The organism is Bacillus sp. N5-665 (genome assembly GCF_022637375.2).
GTDB classification, from domain to species: domain Bacteria; phylum Bacillota; class Bacilli; order Bacillales; family Bacillaceae_G; genus Bacillus_A; species Bacillus_A wiedmannii.
The window spans coordinates 1,748,830-1,771,518 of sequence record NZ_CP093325.1; the positions used below are offsets into that span (position 1 = coordinate 1,748,830).

At 38.5% G+C, this 22,689-nt stretch carries 22 protein-coding genes; 16 read left to right on the plus strand and 6 right to left on the minus strand.

Features of this window, described 5'->3' with window-relative positions; genetic code table 11:
- The first annotated feature begins 249 nt into the window (after positions 1-249).
- From MNO09_RS11545 to entD, 6 genes are all read left to right on the plus strand, one after another.
- Positions 250-792 carry a DUF420 domain-containing protein gene (locus MNO09_RS11545; RefSeq protein WP_000228316.1) on the plus strand — a complete coding sequence of 181 codons (543 nt, stop codon included), beginning with the start codon at positions 250-252 and terminating at the stop codon, positions 790-792.
- A 117-nt stretch (positions 793-909) separates the two neighbouring features.
- Positions 910-2,073 (plus strand): iron-containing alcohol dehydrogenase, encoded by a 1,164-nt coding sequence (locus tag MNO09_RS11550; protein ID WP_070169036.1) that lies wholly within the window; start codon positions 910-912, stop codon positions 2,071-2,073.
- Positions 2,074-2,231: 158 nt separating this feature from the next.
- Entirely contained in the window at positions 2,232-2,984 is a 753-nt protein-coding gene (locus MNO09_RS11555) for a DeoR/GlpR family DNA-binding transcription regulator (RefSeq protein ID WP_000957284.1), read from the plus strand.
- The gene (pfkB, locus tag MNO09_RS11560) at positions 2,981-3,892 is read left to right on the plus strand and encodes a 1-phosphofructokinase (protein WP_000640836.1); all 912 of its coding nucleotides are present in this window, start codon (positions 2,981-2,983) and stop codon (positions 3,890-3,892) included. Before MNO09_RS11555 ends, pfkB begins: the two co-directional genes overlap by 4 nt.
- Positions 3,893-3,905: 13 nt before the next feature.
- Positions 3,906-5,765: a PTS fructose transporter subunit IIABC gene (locus MNO09_RS11565; RefSeq protein WP_000704621.1), complete on the plus strand. Its 1,860-nt coding sequence runs from the start codon at positions 3,906-3,908 to the stop codon at positions 5,763-5,765.
- Between the two features lie 347 nt (positions 5,766-6,112).
- On the plus strand, positions 6,113-7,045 hold the full coding sequence (gene entD / locus MNO09_RS11570) for a cell wall-binding protein EntD (protein WP_000734617.1): 933 nt from the start codon (positions 6,113-6,115) through the stop codon (positions 7,043-7,045).
- Positions 7,046-7,107: 62 nt separating this feature from the next.
- Here entD and MNO09_RS11575 read toward each other — a convergent pair whose 3' ends face one another.
- Positions 7,108-7,353 carry a hypothetical protein gene (locus tag MNO09_RS11575; RefSeq protein WP_000814419.1) on the minus strand — a complete coding sequence of 82 codons (246 nt, stop codon included), beginning with the start codon at positions 7,351-7,353 and terminating at the stop codon, positions 7,108-7,110.
- A 181-nt stretch (positions 7,354-7,534) separates the two neighbouring features.
- Here MNO09_RS11575 and miaA point away from each other — a divergent pair, with 181 nt between their 5' ends.
- Together miaA and hfq are read left to right on the plus strand one after the other, a co-directional pair.
- The gene (miaA, locus tag MNO09_RS11580) at positions 7,535-8,488 is read left to right on the plus strand and encodes a tRNA (adenosine(37)-N6)-dimethylallyltransferase MiaA (RefSeq protein ID WP_000504946.1); all 954 of its coding nucleotides are present in this window, start codon (positions 7,535-7,537) and stop codon (positions 8,486-8,488) included.
- Between the two features lie 21 nt (positions 8,489-8,509).
- Complete coding sequence (gene hfq / locus MNO09_RS11585; protein WP_000813896.1) at positions 8,510-8,734, plus strand: RNA chaperone Hfq; 225 nt, start codon at positions 8,510-8,512, stop codon at positions 8,732-8,734.
- Between the two features lie 80 nt (positions 8,735-8,814).
- On the opposite strand, the gene MNO09_RS11590 is transcribed toward hfq, so the two are convergent.
- The gene (locus MNO09_RS11590; RefSeq protein WP_241950159.1) at positions 8,815-12,294 is read right to left on the minus strand and encodes a Gly-Xaa-Xaa repeat protein; all 3,480 of its coding nucleotides are present in this window, start codon (positions 12,292-12,294) and stop codon (positions 8,815-8,817) included.
- A 116-nt stretch (positions 12,295-12,410) separates the two neighbouring features.
- Complete coding sequence (locus tag MNO09_RS11595) at positions 12,411-13,373, minus strand: tyrosine-type recombinase/integrase (RefSeq protein ID WP_098649702.1); 963 nt, start codon at positions 13,371-13,373, stop codon at positions 12,411-12,413.
- Positions 13,374-13,486: 113 nt separating this feature from the next.
- On the opposite strand from MNO09_RS11595, the gene spoVK reads away from it, so the two are divergent.
- A complete protein-coding gene (spoVK, locus tag MNO09_RS11600) occupies positions 13,487-14,443 on the plus strand; it encodes a stage V sporulation protein K (RefSeq protein WP_000438183.1) in 957 nt (318 codons plus the stop codon).
- A gap of 30 nt (positions 14,444-14,473) precedes the next feature.
- Here spoVK and MNO09_RS11605 read toward each other — a convergent pair whose 3' ends face one another.
- Positions 14,474-14,611, minus strand: a complete 138-nt coding sequence (locus tag MNO09_RS11605) for a hypothetical protein (protein ID WP_000181494.1) — start codon at positions 14,609-14,611, stop codon at positions 14,474-14,476.
- A 99-nt stretch (positions 14,612-14,710) separates the two neighbouring features.
- The gene (locus MNO09_RS11610) at positions 14,711-15,334 is read right to left on the minus strand and encodes a trimeric intracellular cation channel family protein (protein WP_000312270.1); all 624 of its coding nucleotides are present in this window, start codon (positions 15,332-15,334) and stop codon (positions 14,711-14,713) included.
- Positions 15,335-15,426: 92 nt separating this feature from the next.
- On the opposite strand from MNO09_RS11610, the gene hflX reads away from it, so the two are divergent.
- From hflX to MNO09_RS11645, 7 genes are all read left to right on the plus strand, one after another.
- Entirely contained in the window at positions 15,427-16,701 is a 1,275-nt protein-coding gene (gene hflX / locus MNO09_RS11615; RefSeq protein ID WP_000391405.1) for a GTPase HflX, read from the plus strand.
- The gene (locus MNO09_RS11620) at positions 16,694-17,965 is read left to right on the plus strand and encodes a methionine gamma-lyase family protein (RefSeq protein ID WP_000460307.1); all 1,272 of its coding nucleotides are present in this window, start codon (positions 16,694-16,696) and stop codon (positions 17,963-17,965) included. Before hflX ends, MNO09_RS11620 begins: the two co-directional genes overlap by 8 nt.
- A gap of 175 nt (positions 17,966-18,140) precedes the next feature.
- On the plus strand, positions 18,141-18,530 hold the full coding sequence (gene glnR / locus MNO09_RS11625) for a transcriptional repressor GlnR (RefSeq protein WP_000656785.1): 390 nt from the start codon (positions 18,141-18,143) through the stop codon (positions 18,528-18,530).
- Positions 18,531-18,578: 48 nt separating this feature from the next.
- On the plus strand, positions 18,579-19,913 hold the full coding sequence (gene glnA / locus MNO09_RS11630) for a type I glutamate--ammonia ligase (RefSeq protein WP_000135339.1): 1,335 nt from the start codon (positions 18,579-18,581) through the stop codon (positions 19,911-19,913).
- A gap of 304 nt (positions 19,914-20,217) precedes the next feature.
- Positions 20,218-20,541, plus strand: coding sequence for a PadR family transcriptional regulator (locus MNO09_RS11635; RefSeq protein WP_001102620.1), 324 nt, complete (start codon positions 20,218-20,220; stop codon positions 20,539-20,541).
- Positions 20,534-21,076, plus strand: coding sequence for a DUF1700 domain-containing protein (locus MNO09_RS11640; RefSeq protein WP_000032403.1), 543 nt, complete (start codon positions 20,534-20,536; stop codon positions 21,074-21,076). Before MNO09_RS11635 ends, MNO09_RS11640 begins: the two co-directional genes overlap by 8 nt.
- Positions 21,077-21,883 (plus strand): DUF4097 family beta strand repeat-containing protein, encoded by an 807-nt coding sequence (locus tag MNO09_RS11645; RefSeq protein ID WP_000976124.1) that lies wholly within the window; start codon positions 21,077-21,079, stop codon positions 21,881-21,883.
- Between the two features lie 88 nt (positions 21,884-21,971).
- On the opposite strand, the gene lexA is transcribed toward MNO09_RS11645, so the two are convergent.
- Complete coding sequence (lexA, locus tag MNO09_RS11650; protein ID WP_000413737.1) at positions 21,972-22,592, minus strand: transcriptional repressor LexA; 621 nt, start codon at positions 22,590-22,592, stop codon at positions 21,972-21,974.
- Positions 22,593-22,689: the final 97 nt, after the last annotated feature.

Genomic DNA, 22,689 nt, shown 5'->3' on the forward strand with positions numbered 1-22,689 from the left:
AATTTCTTTAATGGGATATCAAGTATCTGAAATTTATCAAGCATATAGCAATACGTTTTTTAACAAAAACTAATTACATTGCTATTTAAATAATAAAGCGATAAAATCCTTCTTAAGAAGTTTTATTAAGAAGGATTTTTTTCTTTGCTTTGTCTTACTGTGTCAAACTATTGTCACATTTACACTGTGAATAATATGTTAAAATAGTGAGGTTACGTATACATATTTGAAGGAAGAGGAGTGACCATTTTGGTGGATCAATCAACTAATCAGAAAAGCTATGCTCCTATTGTGATAACGCTTTCTGTAATTGTAAATGCGATTATTTTATTTTTGTTCTTTGGACCTGTTGGCTATGAAGGAGAAGTACATTTTGATGTAACAATTTTACCAATGTTAAATGCAATTTTTAATAGCTTTACGTTCGTATTCTTATTAGCAGCTTTATACTCTATTATTAAGAAGAATGTGAAAATGCACCGTGGTTTCATCCTCGCAGCATTTACAACGACGTTGCTATTTTGTGTTTCTTATTTATCGTATCATTACTTGGCGCCGGCAACACATTTTGGTGGGGAAGGATTCATTAAATATGTGTACTTCATTATTTTAATTACACATATTATCCTGGCAGCTATTATTGTACCACTTGCATTGTTTGCACTTGTATTTGGTTTTACAAATCAATTAACACGTCATCGTAAAATTGTACGTTGGACGATGCCAATTTGGTTATATGTAAGTTTATCTGGTGTTATTGTTTACTTAATGATCTCACCTTATTACCAATAAAAAAATCTCAGCCTGTAGGCTGGGATTTTTTTATTAGGCAAATATTTTTGTGAAATGAAAAAAATATGGTATACAAAAGTATAGTTGCTTTTCATATAGAAGGGATGGTAAAGAAATATGCAAAATTTTGTATTTCGTAATCCAACGAAACTTATTTTCGGTAAAGGTCAATTAGAACAGTTGAAAACTGAAATTCCACAGTTCGGTAAAAAGGTTCTTCTCGTATACGGGGGAGGCAGTATTAAAAGAAATGGTATTTATGATGATGTAATTTCTATTTTAAAAGATATAAATGCAGAAATATTTGAATTGACAGGTGTTGAACCGAATCCGCGTGTATCAACTGTAAAGAAAGGGATTCAAATCTGTAAAGATAATGGCGTCGAATTCATATTGGCGGTTGGCGGAGGAAGTGTAATCGACTGTACGAAGGCGATTGCTGCTGGTAGCAAATATGATGGAGATGTATGGGATATTGTAACGAAAAAAGCATTTGCTAGTGAGGCGTTACCATTTGGTACGGTACTTACGCTTGCGGCAACAGGATCTGAAATGAATGCTGGTTCTGTCATTACAAACTGGGAAACGAATGAAAAATATGGCTGGGGTAGCCCAGTTACTTTCCCGCAGTTTTCGATTTTAGATCCAGTTCATACTGTGTCTGTGCCGAGGGATCAAACAATTTACGGTATGGTAGATATTATGTCGCACGTATTAGAGCAATACTTCCATCATGGAACAAATACAGAATTACAAGATCGTTATTGTGAATCTGTTTTAAAAACAGTAATTGAAACTGCTCCTAAGCTTTTAAGTGATTTAGAAAATTATGAGCATAGAGAAACTATTTTATATTGCGGTACTATGGCGTTAAACGGTATTTTAGCGATGGGAGTAAAAGGAGATTGGGCGACTCATAATATTGAACATGCAGTTTCTGCGGTTCATGATATACCACACGGGGGTGGCCTTGCGATTTTATTCCCGAACTGGATGAAGCGTGTTGTAGATGAAAATGTAAGTCGTTTTAAACAGTTCGCTATTCGCGTATTCGATGTAGAAACAGATGAAAAGACTGATCGAGAAATTGCGTTAGAAGGAATTGAGGCGTTACGTCAATTTTGGACTTCAATTGAGGCACCAGTAACGTTAGCGGATTACGGTATTGGGGAAAATGAAATTGATTTAATGGCTGATAAAGCGATGGCTTATGGTGAATTTGGTAACTTTAAAAAATTAAATAAAGACGATGTTTTAAGTATATATAAAGCTTCTTTATAAGTGAATCGAAAAAAGAAACCCATTTGATATAACAATCAAATGGGTTTCTTTTTTATTGTTTATAACTGTTTGTGACTGATTTTGGTTATTTGTGAATGTTTATGGTTGATTTTTGTGATCGTTTTCATTATACTGTAATCAAAGAAGAGGTGAATAAAATGTTAACTCCTGAACGTCATCAAATGATATTGCAACTTGTAAAAGAGCAGAAGGTTGTTAAATTACAGCAATTAGTGGAAAGAACAGAAAGCTCTGAATCAACAATTCGTCGTGATTTAGCGCAATTGGAAAAGCAAAGGTTATTAAAAAGAGTGCATGGTGGTGCTGCTGTTTTAACAGGAAAAGGGCAAGAGCCAACGATGGTTGAAAAATCATCCAAAAACATTCAAATAAAACAACAAATTGCTAACTATGCGGCTAGCATTGTTGAACAAGGTGATTGCATTTATTTAGATGCAGGAAGTACAACATTTGAAATGATTCCATTTTTAATAAATAAAGATGTTACTGTCGTTACGAATGGACTTATGCATATTGAAGCTTTAGTTGAAAATAATATTCGTGCGTATTTACTAGGCGGAATGATGAAAAGTAGGACGAAAGCTTTAATTGGTGCTATGGCACAGGAAAGTATGCAGAAGTACCGTTTTGATAAATGTTTCTTAGGAGCGAATGGTGTACATGAACAGCTTGGTTTTACAACTCCAGATCCAGAAGAGGCACTTTTAAAACAAATGGCATTAACATTTGCGAACGAAGGATATTTCTTAATTGATGAAAGTAAGTTTTCAGAAGTTGCGTTTGCGAAAATTGCCAATGTTGAAGAAGCGAATATTATTACAAACCATTTAGAAATTGATTTAGAAAAATATAAAAGACAAACCAATGTAATTGAGGCTGATAAACAATGATCTATACAGTTACTTTAAACCCATCTATTGATTATGTAGTACAAGTTAATTCCTTCGATTTAGGCGCAGTAAATCGAGCAGAGAAAGATATGAAATTTCCTGGAGGGAAAGGTATTAACGTTTCTCGTGTTCTTCATCGTTTAGGTGTTGAAAATGTAGCGCTTGGATTTACTGGTGGATTTACCGGTCGATTTATTAAAGATGTATTACAGGCGGAAGGTGTAACAACAAACTTCGTCCAAGTAGACGGTGATTCCCGAATTAATGTGAAAATAAAAGGGCAAGAAGAGACAGAATTAAATGGGCAAGGTCCTAATGTGACAAATGAACAATTTGAACAATTAATGAAACAAATCGAAAGTATGAGGCAGGGAGATTGTGTTGTACTAGCTGGAAGTGTACCGGCGTCTATCTCAACTACTTTTTATGAATCAATCGCAACGCTCGGAGCTGAGAAAGGTATTCGCGTAGTAGTCGATGCAAGTGGAAGTGCGCTGCAGCATGTAATTAAAAATAAACCATTTTTAATAAAGCCTAATCATCATGAACTTGGTGAGTTATTCGGAGTAGAGATTTCAACAGTAGAAGATGTTTTACCGTTTGGAAGAAAATTAGTTGAACAAGGTGTAGAGCATGTTATCGTATCAATGGCTGGAGATGGGGCGTTATTATTTACGGCAGAAGGTATATATGAAGCAACTGTTCCAAAAGGTGTTGTAATTAATTCGGTTGGGGCCGGAGATTCTCTCGTTGCAGGATTTGTAGGTAAATATGAACAGACAAAAGATATTGAAAAGGCATTTCAATATGGCGTTGCAACAGGGAGTGCAACAGCATTTTCAGCTGATTTATGTGAAAAAGAAAAAGTAGAAGAATTATTGTCGCAAGTAATTGTAACTAAGCGATAGGGGGAAGTAACATATGAAAATTACAGAACTATTAAAAAGGGATACAGTTATTATGAACTTGACAGCTTCAAATAAAGAAGCTGTCATAGATGAATTAGTTGAGAAATTAGACGGAGCAAATCGTTTAAATAGTAAAGCTGAATTTAAAGAAGCTATTTTAAAGCGGGAATCACAAAGTACGACAGGAATAGGAGAAGGGATTGCAATACCTCATGCGAAAACAAAAGCTGTTAAGCAACCAGCGATTTGTTTTGGTAGAAGTGTAAGCGGTATCAACTATGAATCGCTTGACGGACAGCCAGCGCATTTATTCTTTATGATTGCTGCGAGCGAAGGGGCGAATAATACTCATTTAGAAACGTTATCGCGCCTATCTACATTATTAATGGATGAAGGATTTCGTAAGCAATTGTTAGAAGCAAAGGATGAAGAGGAACTTCTTCGTTTATTTGATGAAAAAGAGAATGAAAAAGAAGAAGAAGACATTGAAGTTGCAAAACCAGAAGGAAATGAACCATACGTACTAGCAGTTACGGCTTGCCCAACTGGAATCGCTCACACCTATATGGCAGCGGATAGCTTGAAAGCAAAAGCAGCAGAGCTAGGTATAGCAATTAAAGTTGAGACGAACGGATCAACAGGTGTAAAAAACGGTTTAACGAAAGAGGACATTGAACGCGCAACGGCTATAATTGTTGCGGCAGATAAACAAGTAGAAATGAACCGTTTTGCTGGGAAACATGTCATTCAAGTGCCAGTCGCTGATGGGATTAGAAAAACGGAAGCGCTTCTTAATCGAGCTGTAAAGCAAGATACGCCAATCTTTAAAGGAATAAAGGAAGATGGGAAGACAGAAAGTACAGAGAAAGAAAAAGGATTAGGAATTTATAAGCACTTAATGAGTGGCGTAAGTAATATGCTTCCATTCGTTGTTGGTGGAGGAATTTTAATTGCACTAGCATTTTGGATTGGTGGCATAAAAGCAGAAGGACCATTGGCTGAATTGTTAATGTCTATTGGTGGAGGCAAAACAGGTGCGTTTTTATTCCTCGTACCAATTTTAGCTGGATTTATTGCGAGTTCTATTGCTGATCGTCCAGGATTTATGCCTGGTGTTGTCGGTGGATTTTTAGCAGCACATGCGAATGCTGGATTTTTAGGGGGATTAATTGCTGGTTTCTTAGCTGGGTATGTTGTTTTAGGATTGAAAAGATTGTTTTCAGGATTACCAGCACAGTTAGAAGGAATTAAACCTGTATTGTTATATCCGGTCTTTGGATTGTTGATTACAGGAGTTGTTATGCAAAAAGTAGTAATTCCGCCTGTAGTAGCATTGAATGAAATGTTAACAGGATGGTTAAATGGTTTGAACGGTACAAATGCTATATTACTAGGTCTTATATTAGGTGGTATGATGGCAATTGATATGGGTGGTCCAATTAATAAAGCTGCTTTTACATTTGGCATTGCTGCAATAGAAGCGCAGAACTTTGGCGTACACTCTGCTGTTATGGCCGGTGGTATGGTACCACCATTAGCGATTGCATTCGCAACTACTTTCTTTAAATCAAAATTTACTGAAGCAGAGCGTAAATCTGGTTTAACAAATTATATTATGGGAGCATCGTTTATTACAGAAGGTGCGATTCCATTTGCAGCTGCAGATCCGATTCGAGTAATAGTAAGTTGTGTTGTTGGTTCAAGTATTGCGGGTGCATTATCTATGTTATTCCAAATTACATTACCAGCACCGCATGGTGGATTGTTTGTTATCGCATTAGTAAATAAACCGGTGCTATATATTTTCTCGATATTCATAGGTACAGTTATTTCAGCTCTTATGATGGGGATTTGGAAAAAGAAAGTTAAATAACACATGAAAAAGGAGTAGCTTTTATTAGCTGCTCTTTTTTATTGCAAAAAAGGAGATTAATAATTGGAGAATGATGAATTTTGGTAAAAGATGTAATGAAATATGGTTTTTTTGTAACAAAAAAGTAATACTGTAATTTTTTTTGGAAAAAAATTCTGGGCTAGTATGTGGAAAATATATGAAAACTACTGGGAATTCTATTAGAAATGGAATTCATTAATATGGAAATTTATGTTACAACTCATTAATCGTGTATTACGAATGGTTTGTAATTGTGTGATTTCTAAAAATCCTAAAAATCTGTTGCTATAATGAAAATACGAAAACAAAGCAAATGGAGGCTATTCATGAAAAAATTATTAGGTATAGCAACGGCGGCAGTTTTTGGTCTTGGGATTTTTGCAGGTTCTGCGAAAGCAGAAACGATTGTAACAACAGACGTATTAAATGTTAGAGAAAACCCAACTGTAGAGTCAAAGCTTGTAGGTAAAATGTTAAGTGGAAATAAATTAGATGTTATAAATACAGAAAACGGATGGGCAAAAATTAAATTAAATGGTAAAGAAGCGTTTGTAAGTGCTGAATTTACAAAAAGTACATATTATGTAACGGCGGGCGCGTTAAATGTTCGTGCTGGAGCGAATACTGAATCTGAAATTCTTGGTAAACTGAATAAAGATGATGTAATTGAAACGACAAATCAAGTTCAAAATGAATGGTTACAATTTGACTATAATGGAAAAACGGGATATGTTCACATGCCATTTTTAACAGGGACGGCACCTGTAATTGAAAAGAAAGAAGTTGTAACGCAAGAAGAGGCGCCAGTAAGAGTAAATACGCCGGTTAAAAATAATAAAGTAGTTAAGAGCAAAGAGTCTGTTAAAAATGTAGAATCAAGTAAACCTGTGGCAAAACAGCAGTCAACTACGAAACAAGTTACGAAATCTACTGAAACAAGTGCACCTGCTGGTGGACGTGAAATAACAGTAGAAGCGACAGCGTATACAGCGCATCCAAGTGAGAATGGTACGTATGGTGGTCGTGTATTAACTGCAATGGGGCATGATTTAACAGCAAATCCGAATATGAAAGTAATTGCTGTTGATCCTAAAGTAATTCCGCTTGGATCAAAAGTATGGGTAGAAGGATATGGAGAAGCGATTGCTGGAGATACTGGTGGTGCGATTAAAGGAAATCGTATTGATGTATTAGTCGGTTCAGATGGTAGTGCCAATAGCTGGGGGCGCAAATCTGTAAAAGTGAAAGTGATCAAATAGTGTATATGTATTAATATAAAAGGCGGTTGCTTGAAAGTATGTAAGCAACCGCCTTTTATGGGTTATTGAAAAGGATAAATAGTTTTACCTGTAATAATTTTATAGGCACTGCAAAATTGATTTTGTATATACTCTGTATTTTTATTTTCTGGATGTAATGTTGTTTCTTGGAGAGTAGAATGAAAAGAACGTAGCAAACAATTTAAGGCGAAATATAATTCTTCTTGTGAACAATTTTGTTCTTTTGTAGCAGTAGCTAAAATAAGGTCTTTTGTTAAAGATGAAAAATTAATGGTGGATTGTTTCATAGTCAACTCATCCTCTCGAAGGTATTTTTAATCATGTATATGCGGAATTGGACAAACTATGTTCTTTTTTATTTATAATTTCATGTACCGAAATGAAAGAACTTGCAATCATGCCGTTAAAATTGGTAAGATTGGATATAATCAATAGATGGAGTACATTACATAAAGAGAGTTGAATGATATGGGAGAAGTGCAACGTGAAAAAGTTGCTGTCATCATTGGACCAACTGCTGTTGGAAAGACGAAGTTAAGTATTGATCTTGCCAAAGCGTTGAATGGTGAAATTATAAGTGGAGATTCCATGCAGATTTATCGTACGATGGATATTGGAACTGCAAAGGTGACAAAAGAAGAGATGGATGGAATTCCGCATTATATGGTCGATATAAAAAATCCGGAAGAATCATTTTCTGTTGCCGAATTTCAAGAACGTGTTCGTAAGCATATTCGAGAGATTACAGAGCGTGGTAAATTGCCAATTATCGTTGGTGGAACTGGTCTGTATATTCAATCTGTTTTATTCGATTATCAGTTTACGGATGATGCTGGCGATACTATATACCGAGAACAAATGGAAAAGTTAGCATTAGAACGTGGTGTGGAATATGTACATAAGAAATTACAAGAAGTAGACTCAGAAAGTGCTGAGCGTATTCATGCAAATAATGTACGTCGTGTCATTAGAGCGTTAGAAATTTTCCACACGACGGGTGAAAAAATGAGTGATCAACTTGAAAAACAAGAAAACGAGTTATTATACGATGTTTCCTTAATTGGCTTGACAATGGATCGAGAAATGCTATACGATCGCATTAACTTACGAGTTGATATAATGATGGACCAAGGGTTATTAGAAGAAGTAGAAGGATTGTATAATAGAGGGATACGAGATTGTCAATCTATTCAAGCGATTGGGTATAAAGAGATATATGATTATTTTGAGGATCGTGTCTCTTTAGAAGAAGCGGTATCACAATTAAAGACGAATTCACGTCGTTATGCAAAGCGTCAATTAACGTGGTTCCGTAATAAGATGGATGTCACGTGGTTTGATGTTACCGGCGGTGAAAAAACGTCAGAAATTTTACGATACATAGAAGGAAAGTTACAACTAAAGTCGAATAATAGTAAGTAGAGAAAAAGAGGAGGATTCGACATGAAGCAATCAATCAATATTCAAGATCAGTTTTTAAATCAACTCCGTAAAGAAAATACGTTTGTTACGCTGTACTTATTAAATGGTTTCCAGCTTCGTGGATTAATTAAAGGATTTGATAATTTTACAGTCCTACTGGAAACAGAAGGTAAGCAACAGCTTATTTATAAACATGCAATTTCTACATTTGTACCACAAAAAAATGTTTCAATTGAATTAGAGTAGTAATGAATTATTGTACATAACAAAAAAAGAGCGAGTTTCTCGCTCTTTTTTTATTTGTCATAAACAATAAATAGTGAAATTTAAGCAATTCTAAATACAGTAAGTCGAATGTTAGTGTTACCTGTTGCAGGGATCGTAATCTCGTTAAGAGTAGATTGGACAGAAATGTTTGCGCCAGCTCTTAACGTTTCGATTGTAGTAAATGAAAGTGAGTCGCCTATTAAATTTGAAGAGAAGTTATCAGTTGCGACTGCTCCATTAATTGAAATGCCTACTCCAAGAGGAGCGCATCCTGGCGCAGTTGTAGAAATAGATACGCTAATTACATAAATACCACCGTTGATAACTGTAACTGTATCTGTGCCATTAAAGATAATATTGTTTACGTTAATTGCAGTACTGAAAATAAAGTTATTAAATTGTAGTACTGTTTGTTGAATGTTGTTTGTTACAACAATTGTTGCTACAGGGAAGCTAGGTCCAGTAGGCCCGGTAGGTCCAGTAGCTCCTATACCAGTGGCGCCGGTAGCGCCTGTGTTCCCTTGAGCACCTTGAGGTCCAGTGGCACCAGTAGCGCCTGTGTTCCCTTGAGCACCTTGAGGTCCAGTGGCACCAGTAGCGCCTGTGTTCCCTTGAACGCCTTGAGGTCCAGTAGCGCCTGTGTTCCCTTGAACGCCTTGAGGTCCAGTAGCACCCGTGTTACCTTGAGCGCCTTGAGGTCCAGTAGCACCAGTAGCACCTGTGTTCCCTTGAGCACCTTGAGGTCCAGTAGCACCTGTGTTACCTTGAGCACCCTGAGGTCCAGTAGCGCCAGTAGCACCTGTGTTACCTTGAACACCTTGAGGTCCAGTAGGTCCAGGAGGCCCACCAGAAGGTCCGGTAGGTCCGGTAACTCCTATGCCAGTGGCACCGGTAGCGCCTGTGTTCCCTTGAGCACCTTGAGGTCCAGTGGCACCAGTAGCGCCTGTGTTCCCTTGAGCACCTTGAGGTCCAGTGGCACCAGTAGCGCCTGTGTTCCCTTGAGCACCTTGAGGTCCAGTGGCACCAGTAGCGCCTGTGTTCCCTTGAGCACCTTGAGGTCCAGTAGCGCCTGTGTTCCCTTGAACACCCTGAGGTCCAGTAGCACCAGTAGCGCCCGTGTTCCCTTGAACACCTTGAGGTCCAGTGGTACCGGTAGCACCCGTGTTCCCTTGAACGCCCTGAGGTCCGGTAGCGCCTGTGTTCCCTTGAGCACCTTGAGATCCAGTAGCGCCTGTGTTCCCTTGAACACCCTGAGGTCCAGTGGCACCAGTAGCGCCTGTGTTCCCTTGAACACCCTGAGGTCCAGTGGCACCAGTAGCGCCTGTGTTCCCTTGAGCGCCTTGAGGTCCAGTAGCGCCTGTGTTCCCTTGAACACCCTGAGGTCCAGTAGCGCCCGTGTTCCCTTGAACGCCCTGAGGTCCAGTGGCACCAGTAGCACCCGTGTTCCCTTGAACACCTTGAGGTCCAGTGGCACCAGTAGCGCCTGTGTTCCCTTGAACACCCTGAGGTCCAGTAGCGCCCGTGTTCCCTTGAACACCCTGAGGTCCAGTAGCACCAGTAGCGCCCGTGTTCCCTTGAACACCTTGAGGTCCAGTGGTACCGGTAGCACCCGTGTTCCCTTGAACGCCCTGAGGTCCGGTAGCGCCTGTGTTCCCTTGAACACCCTGAGGTCCAGTGGCACCAGTAGCGCCTGTGTTCCCTTGAACACCCTGAGGTCCAGTGGCACCAGTAGCGCCTGTGTTCCCTTGAGCGCCTTGAGGTCCAGTAGCGCCTGTGTTCCCTTGAACACCCTGAGGTCCAGTAGCGCCCGTGTTCCCTTGAACGCCCTGAGGTCCAGTGGCACCAGTAGCACCCGTGTTCCCTTGAACACCTTGAGGTCCAGTGGCACCAGTAGCGCCTGTGTTCCCTTGAACACCCTGAGGTCCGGTAGCGCCTGTGTTCCCTTGAACGCCCTGAGGTCCAGTGGCACCAGTAGCACCCGTGTTCCCTTGAACACCTTGAGGTCCAGTGGCACCAGTAGCACCCGTGTTCCCTTGAACGCCCTGAGGTCCAGTAGCGCCTGTGTTCCCTTGAACACCTTGAGGTCCAGTAGCACCCGTGTTCCCTTGAACGCCCTGAGGTCCAGTAGCGCCTGTGTTCCCTTGAACACCCTGAGGTCCAGTGGCACCAGTAGCACCTGTATTACCTTGAGGTCCGGTAGCGCCTGTGTTCCCTTGAACACCCTGAGGTCCAGTAGCGCCCGTGTTCCCTTGAACGCCCTGAGGTCCAGTAGCGCCTGTGTTCCCTTGAACACCCTGAGGTCCGGTAGCGCCTGTGTTACCCTGAGGTCCAGTGGCACCAGTAGCACCTGTATTACCTTGAGGTCCGGTAGCGCCCGTGTTCCCTTGAACGCCCTGAGGTCCGGTAGCGCCTGTGTTCCCTTGAACGCCCTGAGGTCCGGTAGCGCCCGTGTTCCCTTGAACGCCCTGAGGTCCAGTAGCGCCTGTGTTCCCTTGAACACCCTGAGGTCCGGTAGCGCCTGTGTTACCCTGAGGTCCAGTGGCACCAGTAGCACCTGTATTACCTTGAGGTCCGGTAGCGCCCGTGTTCCCTTGAACGCCCTGAGGTCCGGTAGCGCCTGTGTTCCCTTGAACGCCCTGAGGTCCGGTAGCGCCTGTGTTCCCTTGAACGCCCTGAGGTCCGGTAGCGCCTGTGTTCCCTTGAACGCCCTGAGGTCCAGTAGCGCCCGTGTTCCCTTGAACACCCTGAGGTCCAGTGGCACCAGTAGCACCAGTATTACCTTGAGGCCCAGTAGCACCGGTAGCGCCTGTGTTACCCTGAGGTCCAGTGGCACCAGTAGCACCAGTATTACCTTGAGGCCCAGTAGCACCGGTAGCGCCTGTGTTACCCTGAGGTCCAGTGGCACCAGTAGCACCAGTATTACCTTGAGGCCCAGTAGCACCGGTAGCGCCTGTGTTACCCTGAGGTCCAGTGGCACCAGTAGAGCCTGTGTTACCTTGAGGCCCAGTAGCACCGGTAGCGCCTGTGTTCCCTCGAGGTCCAGTAGGCCCAGTAGGCCCGGTAGGACCTCTGCCGAACGAAGCTGAATTAACTAGAGTAGTTTGTAACTCTGCAATTAATTTAAGGAGTTCTTGGAGTGTACAATGATCGATTCGGAATAACTTTGTGATGTAAAGTAAATAATTAATTAAAATTTGGAGTTCAACAAATACAGCACTTGCTACGAAAGTTGGATTTTTTAATATAGTTATTAAGTTTTTAATAATAGCTAATCCTTGCGCTTTCAGGGAGGAAGTAGCTTCTAGTGAACAAATAAATTTACTTAGTAGGTTCAATGTATCAATTAGATCTTCAATATTTTTGGGAGATGGATTTGCAAAAAGTTTTGGGATTATTTTTGTTAAATCGATAATGATTGCGCGAAATGTTCTAAGTTGTGCTTTAGTAATTGGGATCGATGGGGTATTTGGGATTCGTCCAGCGCTACTTGGAAAGCATGGTTTGGAGAATTTGTTTTGACTGTCGTCATAACGAGACATTAAATCTCTCCTTTCTAATGAGAATGTGAATGAAACTCATCATAGTAGATGCAAAAATTAGTTAAATGGTCATAGTAAAATCGTTTGTTTAAAGAAAAAATAGAAAAAACGCCTTATCATAAGGCGTTTTTTCTATTTTCTGCGTATTGATAATATCGTTTTAGTGAAACTTTTGATTTGAATCCAGCTAGTTTTATAATTTCTGACTCTGGAGTTTCTTTTTTTATTAAGTTTAAAATATAGGTGTTACGAAAGTGTTGTCCTGAGATTCCTTTGCGTAAATTAGCTCTAGATACTTCAAGGCGAATCATTTTTTGGATAGCGATTTCTGTTAATCCCTTCGGTGCATCATTTTCGTATACCCATCTGTATGTTCCGCGATTAAAATCAAATGCGATAAATAATGGGTCATGACTATGGTATTTTGGACGAACGGGTTCAGGGATGCTTTTGTAATAAGTATATAGTTGTTTTTTGTCTTCGTTAGTTAATGTAATTGTTCTTTCTACCCCTGCGGTTGCTGGGATAGAAAATGTGTTAGTTTCAAAGTGAACGTGATGCATAGTTAACGCTGTAAGTTCCTGTAAGGATAATCCATAGTCGATTAATAAGTTTAAAATAGCAACATTACGATCCATTAATAAAGGGCGCACAGGACGTTGTTTTTCTGAAAGTCCTTCTAATGAAGTGATTATATGTTTTAATCTTTTTTCTTCATCAGATGAAATGAAATCTTCGTTACGAAGTGTGCGGTCTGGTTGAATAGAAATTTCCATGTTCTTTAATGGGTTAGGGATATTTAGAAAATGATGCATTCTATTTAATACAATAAATACACGGTGCATCGTTTTCTCTGAGTAATGTCGATTCTTTTTTAGGTCGGAAAAGTAATCTTCGTAGTCTTTTGTACAAAGTGTAGCCCATATATTACTGGAAGGGAGCTTTTTGTTTTTTTCTAACCAATGTCCGAAATCTTCAATGTCATAAACATAACGTTTAATGGTTGAAGCTTTTCGGCCTTTATTCAATAAAAAAATAGAAAAGGCTTGTATTGTATCATGGAATTCCGATGTCTCCATAGTCCCACCACCTTCATTATTTCTTATATTATAGCAAACTTTTCTGAAAATAGTCATTTGCAAGGGAGACAGGAATAATAATATTTGGTGAGTGGATAAAATGAGGTGATTGTATGGAACAATCGATGCGAAAGAAAAATAATAATCAAATTAACATTGTGTTAAATCATCGAAAGAAAATTTCTTTACCAGCCGCAGAAAATAAAACAGTAATTTCAAATGAAACTACTACGAAACATGAGATGCTGCAAAGAATTGAAGAAGAGATGGGGAAGCTTGTTGGGATGGATGATATAAAAAAGATAATAAAAGAAATATATGCTTGGATTTATGTGAATAAAAAAAGACAAGAAATAGGGTTGAAATCTGAGAAGCAAGTACTCCATATGTTGTTTAAAGGGAATCCAGGTACAGGGAAGACAACTGTTGCTAGAATGATAGGGAAATTGTTGTTTGAGATGAATATTTTATCAAAAGGGCACTTAGTTGAAGCTGAACGTGCAGATCTTGTAGGAGAGTACATCGGACATACAGCTCAAAAAACAAGAGATTTAATAAAAAAAGCAATGGGAGGTATTTTGTTTATAGATGAGGCGTATTCATTGGCTCGAGGGGGAGAAAAAGATTTTGGGAAAGAAGCAATTGATACGCTTGTAAAACATATGGAAGATAAACAACACGGTTTTGTATTGATTTTAGCTGGATATTCAAGAGAGATGAATCATTTTCTTTCATTAAATCCAGGACTACAATCACGTTTTCCATTTATAATTGAATTTTCTGATTACTCAGTAAATCAACTGTTGGAAATTGGGAAGAGGATGTATGAAGAGCGTGAATACCAGTTATCGAAAGAGGCTGAATGGAAATTTAGAGATCATTTACATGCTGTAAAGTACTCGTCGCAAATTACATCGTTTAGTAATGGACGATATGTACGGAATATTGTTGAAAAATCGATTCGTACACAGGCTATGCGGTTGTTGCAAGAGGATACGTATGATAAATATGATTTAATTGGGATATCAAGTTGTGATTTGATGCTTGAAGAGGAGACGCACAGTACGTAAACTGTGCGTCTGTTTTTTGTATAAGTGCTTTTACTCTTTTTTTGCTTTTCCTTGATAAGATTTATGGAAGTGTTCCATTTTAGCGCTTTTTTCGTGTGCAGAATTAGGATCGTGTCCAATTTGACCTACTGAGCTTTTTTGAGCGCCTTTATTAACATGGTTTGTCATTTGTATTCACCTCGCTTTGAGGATTAGTATAAACATTATGTAAAGAAAAACTCATTAGAAAAGAAAAACCTCTTTACGATATGTAAAGAGGTTAGATTGCTATTTATGCATTGAACGTTCTTTTGTATCGATACGTCTATGCGGTAAATGCCATTTGTAATGAATAGAAACCATGCGGAAGCAAACAATTAAAATGAATAAGGTATATAGAGCCCAATCGCTAACAATAATTTGAGCGCCGATTAAGAAACCTGCTAGAATCGTCCAAAAGGCATATACTTCAGCTCGAAGGACGAGAGGTTTTCTGCGGGCTAAAAGATCGCGGATGATACCACCGCCAATACCAGTTAAAACAGCTGCTACGATTGTAGCGCTAATTGGTAAATTTAATTTTTGAGCATATAATGCTCCTTGTACGGCGAATGCTGATAAGCCGATAGCATCAGTGATATTTTCCCACTTTTTCCAATGTCTAATTAATTTATTAGGAAAAAGAAAAATAATCGTCATTGATAGTAGTGCGATTTGGAATAACATGTCTTGTTGCCAAAACGCGACAATCGGATAACCGATTAATAAATTACGAAGGGCACCTCCCCCAAATGCGGTTGCCATTCCTAAAATATACACCCCGAAAATATCATAATCCTCTTCCATTGCAACAATGGCTCCGCTTAGTGCGAAAGCGATTGTGCCTATGATGCTAAAAATCTCCCATGCCATGAATTTTCTCCCCCGCTAACTAGATGAAATGTGCTTCCTCTGCTATTATATTAGAAGGTTTAAATTTCGAAAAGGATGAGTGAACATATTTGATGGAAGAAAAAGAAAAAGTCATATTAGTAGGCTGTCAATTGCCACAAGATGATGATGAAAAGTTTATGCATTCCATGAAAGAGCTTGCATCGCTAGCGAAGACTGCACGAGCAGAATTGTTAGTGTCTACAACGCAAAAACGACCGAAGTTTCATCCGGCGACTTATATAGGTAAAGGTAAATTAGAAGAGCTTACAATGTTAACGGAAGAATTAGAACCGGATGTTATCGTATTTAATAACGAATTAACGCCGAGTCAAATTCGGAATTTATCCTCGGTATTAGATGCGAGGGTAATTGATCGAACGCAACTAATATTAGATATTTTTGCGCAACGTGCGAAGTCGAGGGAAGGTAAGCTTCAAGTAGAATTAGCTCAGTTGCAATATACAATGCCACGTCTTATGGGGCAAGGATTGTCTTTATCACGTCTTGGTGGTGGTATTGGAACGAGAGGGCCGGGTGAGACGAAACTTGAGACGGATCGTCGTCATATTCGATCACGCGTTGATGAAATAAAGAAACAACTTGCAGTTGTTGTGGAGCATCGAAAAAGATATCGTGAGAGAAGAAAAGATAATAAAGTATTTCAAGTTTCATTAATAGGGTATACGAATGCGGGAAAATCTACACTGTTTAATAGATTGACGGAAGCAGATACGTTTGAAGAAAACTTGTTGTTTGCAACGCTAGACCCGACGACAAGGAAGATGCCGTTACCTTCAGGTTATACAGTATTACTGACTGATACGGTGGGCTTTATACAAGATTTACCTACGTCATTAATTGCTGCTTTTCGTTCGACATTAGAAGAAGCTGGTGAAGCGGATGTTATTTTACATGTAGTTGATTCAGCGGATCCTAATTATGTAGGGCATGAGAAAACAGTAAAACAATTATTGTCAGAACTTGAAATTAATCATATTCCTATTATTACGTTATATAATAAAAAAGATGAATTACATCAAAATTTTATTCCGTTTCCGAAAAGTGACTTCTTAATGACTAGTGCCTTTGAACAAAGTGATTTATTGCATATAAAAGAAGCGATAGAAACGAAAATGAAGGAAGAAATGAATCGTTATCAAGTGGAAATTCCACCGAGTGAAGGTAAGTTGTTAATGCTATTAAAGACGGAGACGCTATTAACAAAGATGGAGTTTCTGGAAGATAAATTTGTATATGATTGCGTGGGGTATATTTTTGCTCATTCATCGCTTAATGTGCAATTAAAGAGATTTTTAGTGGAAGAAGGAGAAAATAAAAATGTTTGATCGTTTGAAAAATGGAGAAAAAATTGCTCCAATCGTAAAAGAAGTAGAGAGCCAGATTACAGAAGTACATAAACGCGCGGATGAAGTAATTGAAAGCAATCAGTTTCGAGTGTTAGAAAGTTTCCGTAAACATAAAATTAGTGATTCGCATTTTATTCCGACGACAGGTTACGGTTATGATGATATTGGCCGTGATACGTTAGAAAAAGTGTATGCGGATGTATTTGGAGCGGAAGCTGGTCTTGTTCGTCCGCAAATTATTTCAGGTACTCATGCTATTTCTACAGCGTTATTCGGTGTTTTACGTCCGGGAGATGAGTTATTGTACATCACTGGCAAACCGTATGATACGTTAGAAGAAATCGTTGGTGTACGCGGAAAAGGTGTAGGTTCATTTAAAGAATATAATATTGGTTATAATGCAGTTCCGCTTACTGAAGAGGGGCTTGTTGATTTTGGAGCTGTTGCGACTGCAATTCATAGTAATACGAAGATGATTGGGATTCAGCGCTCAAAAGGTTATGCTACTCGTCCATCGTTTACTATTTCTCAAATTAAAGAGATGATAGCATTCGTTAAAGAAATTAAACCTGATGTTGTTGTGTTTGTAGATAACTGTTATGGTGAGTTTATTGAAGAGCAAGAGCCATGTCATGTTGGTGCAGATTTAATGGCAGGTTCGCTTATTAAAAATCCTGGTGGTGGAATTGTTAAAACTGGTGGTTACATTGTTGGTAAAGAACAGTATGTTGAAGCGTGTGCATATCGTTTAACATCTCCGGGAATCGGTGCGGAAGCAGGGGCATCTTTATACAGTCTGCAAGAAATGTATCAAGGTTTCTTCTTAGCGCCGCATGTAGCGGGACAAGCACTAAAAGGTGCGATTTTTACAGCTGCATTTTTAGAGAAGTTAGGAATGAATACATCACCAGCATGGAATGCACCAAGAACAGATTTAATTCAGTCTGTTCAATTTGATGATAAAGATCGTATGATTGCATTCTGCCAAGCGATTCAATATGCATCTCCAATTAATTCTCACTTCACTCCATATGCCAACTATATGCCGGGTTATGAAGATGATGTAATTATGGCTGCGGGAACGTTTATTCAAGGTGCAAGTATTGAATTGTCAGCTGATGGTCCAATTCGTCCGCCTTATGTTGCTTACGTGCAAGGTGGGTTAACTTATTCACATGTGAAGATTGCGATTTGTTCTGCAATTGATGCGTTAATTGAAAAAGAATTATTAACAATTTCTTAAGGGGAAGCTGTCGATTTCGACAGCTTTTTTCTAATGAAAGTAATGATTAATTTCATTAGAAAAAAGAATGAAAAAATTTATAAAAAAATCATGTAAGAAAAGCTAACATCTATTGACACTAAACGTAACATGGTATAAAATGAGAAGCAGTTAAGGCGAAGGAGGAACTGAAACAATGAAAGAAGATAGACGTTCTGCCCCGCTGTTTCCTATTGGTATTGTTATGGATTTAACACAATTATCTGCACGTCAAATTCGCTACTATGAAGAGCATAATCTTGTTTCTCCAACCCGTACAAAGGGGAATCGTAGATTATTTTCATTTAACGATGTAGATAAGTTGTTAGAGATTAAAGATTTATTAGATCAAGGCTTGAATATGGCTGGTATTAAACAAGTGTTACTAATGAAAGTAAATCAAACAGAAACAGTGAAAGTAAAAGAAGAAACGAAAGAAATTTCAAAAACTGAGCTTCGCAAAATACTTCGAGATGAACTACAACATACAGGTAGATTTAATCGGACTTCATTGCGACAAGGTGACATTTCAAGGTTTTTTCACTAAAGATAACTGATTCTGAAGGTGTTTAGAGGGACTAAGGAGGAATTTATAATGGCTAGGTACACAAGAGAAGATATTTTCCGTTTGGCGAAAGAAGAGAATGTAAAGTATATCCGCTTACAATTTACGGACCTTTTAGGAGTAATTAAAAACGTAGAAATTCCAGTGAGCCAATTAACAAAAGCTCTTGATAACAAAATGATGTTTGATGGATCTTCTATTGAAGGTTTCGTACGTATTGAAGAATCGGATATGTATTTATATCCGGATTTGGATACTTGGGTAATTTTCCCTTGGACAGCTGAAAAAGGGAAAGTAGCTCGATTAATCTGTGATATTTACAATGCAGATGGCACTCCATTTGATGGTGATCCACGTAACAACTTAAAGCGTGTATTAAAAGAAATGGAAGCATTAGGATTCTCAGATTTCAATCTTGGACCAGAGCCGGAATTCTTCCTATTTAAAGTAGATGAAAAAGGAAATCCAACATTAGAATTAAACGATAACGGTGGGTACTTCGACCTTGCGCCGATGGATCTAGGGGAAAACTGTCGTCGTGATATCGTTCTTGAACTTGAAGAAATGGGCTTTGAAATTGAAGCGTCTCACCATGAGGTTGCTCCAGGGCAACACGAAATTGACTTTAAATATGCAAATGCAATTCGCTCATGTGATGACATTCAAACATTCAAACTTGTTGTAAAAACAATTGCTCGTAAACACGGTTTACACGCAACATTTATGCCAAAACCATTATACGGTGTGAACGGTTCAGGTATGCACTGTAACTTATCACTATTCAAAAATGGTGAGAACGTATTCTTCGATCAAAACGGTGAATTACAATTAAGTGATGATGCTCGTCACTTCATCGCAGGTATTTTAAAACACGCACCAGCATTTACAGCGGTAGCAAATCCAACTGTAAACTCTTACAAGCGTTTAGTACCTGGATACGAAGCTCCTTGTTACGTAGCATGGTCTGCACAAAACCGTAGCCCATTAGTACGTATCCCTGCATCTCGTGGTATTAGTACACGCGTAGAAGTACGTAGTGTTGACCCAGCTGCAAACCCATATTTAGTAATGGCTACATTATTAGCAGCAGGTCTTGATGGAATTAAAAACAAATTAACTCCACCAGCTGCAGTAGACCGTAACATCTATGTAATGACGAAAGAAGAGCGCGAAGAAGCTGGCATCGTTGACTTACCAGCAACATTAGCGCAAGCATTAGTTACATTACAATCTAATGAAGTAGTATGCGGTGCACTAGGAGAGCATTTACTTGAGCACTTCATCGAAGCGAAAGAGATTGAGTGGGACATCTTCCGCACGCAAGTTCACCAATGGGAACGCGATCAATATATGTCTCTATACTAAGAGAGAAAAAAGCCTTGATACTACGGTATCAGGGCTTTTTTTATTTGTGGGCAAATATAAAGGCTTGTGAAATGAATTAGATGGGTGCCCGCAAAATGCCCGAAAAAAGTCATGTGGATTATTTAAAATGCGTGCTAGCTATGAATGAAAATGTGGAAGTTGAAATATGGTGTGGATGTATTTAATTCGAAAATTAAGTATTGAAAAATATAGTACCTTGCAATGAATAATACTAAGTGTTATATTATGGATATAATAGGTACCGTGTATTGAATAGTACTGAAATGAGAAAGGGGGATTGACCTTGAACGTTCAGTTTAAAAAAGGCGTGTTAGAACTTTGTGTTTTAGCACTTGTGAAACGTAAAGATTGTTACGGCTATGAACTTGTTCAGCAAATCTCAAATAAATTTTTAATATCGGAAGGGTCAGTGTATCCTTTATTACGTCGTTTAACGAAAGAAGGATATTTTCAAACGTATTTAAAAGAATCTACAGAGGGGCCACCTCGTAAATATTATCAACTAACGGAGCAAGGGGAGACGCAACTGAATTTGTTAGTAACGGAGTGGCGTGATTTTGCAAAAGGCGTACAAGAAATTATTGAAGGGGTGGAATGGGATGAGTAAAGAACAGTTCCTTAAAGAATTATCAAGTCATCTTAGAAAGTTACCGGAAGAAGAGGGGAAAGATATTTTATTTGATTATGAAGAGCATTTTCAGTTTGGGAAAGAAGAGGGGAAAACTGAATCGGAAATAATAAAAGGCCTTGGTTCTCCGAAAGTAATTGCGAAAGACTTACTTGCTTTGTATCGCTTTGATGAAATGAAAAAGGACCCATCTACTTCGAATATAACAAGGGCTGTCATGGCTGCGATTGGACTTAGTTTGTTTAATTTCATTATTGTGTTAGGCCCGTTAGTTGCAATTATCGCTTTTATATTTTCTTTTTGGGTCGGTGGGATTGCTAGTGTAGTGACACCATTTTTTGTTATTGCAAAAGTATTTATGGGTACTTTTATATGGTTGGATGTATTCGTTAGTATAACGTTTGTTGGAGTAGGTTTGTTGTTATGTATTATCGCTTATTATAGTACGAAGTGGTTTAAAAAGTTATGCGTACGTTATGTAATATGGAACTTCAAAATGATAAAAGGGGAGTAGATGATGAAGAAAATATTGTTAGTAGCTATCGCTTGTATCATTATTGGAGTAATAGGGATTTCACAAACATATGAAAAAGCAGTGCAAACTGCAGAAAAAGGAAACAAAGAAGACGTTATTAAAAACGAAACATTAAAAAATATACAAGTTAAGTTAGACGCTGGGGATATTGTTGTCCAAAAATCTCCCGACTCTTCTTTTTATGTAAAGCACACAGGAGATGCACGTAAACAAGAGATTCGTATTGCCGAAGATGGTGATACATTAAAAATTATTGGGGAAAGAGAAAAAGGTGCTTCATTTGATTTTTCCTTTTACAATTTCAAGTTTCAAACGTCTACATTGACTATATTTGTACCAGAACGTTCTTACCAAGAGATAAAAATAAATTCATCAACTGGACAAATAGAAGTAAGTGATGTGAAAAGTGATCGTGTAAGTGTTGGGACACTCGCTGGAGAAGTAGATTTGAAACATGTCACAGCTAAGAGTGTGGAGGGTTCTACAAAAGCTGGTGAGGTGAATTTAAAAAAGGTAATAGGGAAAGTAACAGCGAAAACGGCTAGCGGGGATGTATATGTTGTGGATCATGATCCGAAGTATGATGTAGAGGCAAGTTCAACTGCTGGGGATGTAGATATTACTTTATTAGAAAAACCACAAGATGCAGTTATAACTGGGCAAAGCGCTGCTGGCGACGTGATGATTTTTAATGAAGAAAATAAAAATATAACAATTGGCAATGGTAGTAAAAAGATTAGCGGTAAAACAGCTGCTGGCGATGTGACGATTGAAACTCGTTCATAAGAAATAAAATGTATGAAAATCTATCAAAATACAAAAAAAGAAGATAATTACCGTATATAGATAAGGTAATTATCTTCTTTTATTATTCTTAATGTAAATCACGATATACGCCAATTACTTTTCCAATAACTGACACTTGTTTTAAAATGATAGGTTCTAATGAAGAGTTTTCCGGTTGTAGACGGAAATGGTCTTTTTCTTTATAGAAACGTTTAACAGTTGCTTCGTTATCTTCTGTTAAAGCGACTACAATTTCACCGTTGTATGCAGACTGTTGTTGGCGAACAACAACTAAATCCCCATCGAAAATACCAGCTTCAATCATACTATCTCCGGAAATACGTAACATAAATACTTGGTCTGCTCCAGCAACAATGCTAGCTGGAAGTGGGAAGTGATCTTCTACACTTTCAACTGCTGTAATCGGTAATCCAGCAGTAACTTTTCCGACAATTGGAACTTGAATAACAGATTGTGTTTCTGTATCCATTCGGTTGTCACCTAAAATTTCAATTGCTCGTGGTTTTGTTGGATCGCGTCGAATATATCCTTTTTCTTCTAGTCGTGATAAATGTCCGTGCACTGTAGAACTAGAAGCGAGGCCGACTGCTTGACCGATTTCACGTACGGAAGGTGGATATCCTTTTTCTTGTACTTTTAGCTTAATAAAGTCGAGAATGTCTTGCTGGCGTTTCGTTAACTTTTCCATGTTTTCTAACACCTCGTTTTCTTTCATTTTTCTTATTAATAAGTATAACATGCGAAAAAACATTCTACAAACATAAGTTCGAACGAAAGACGAATTT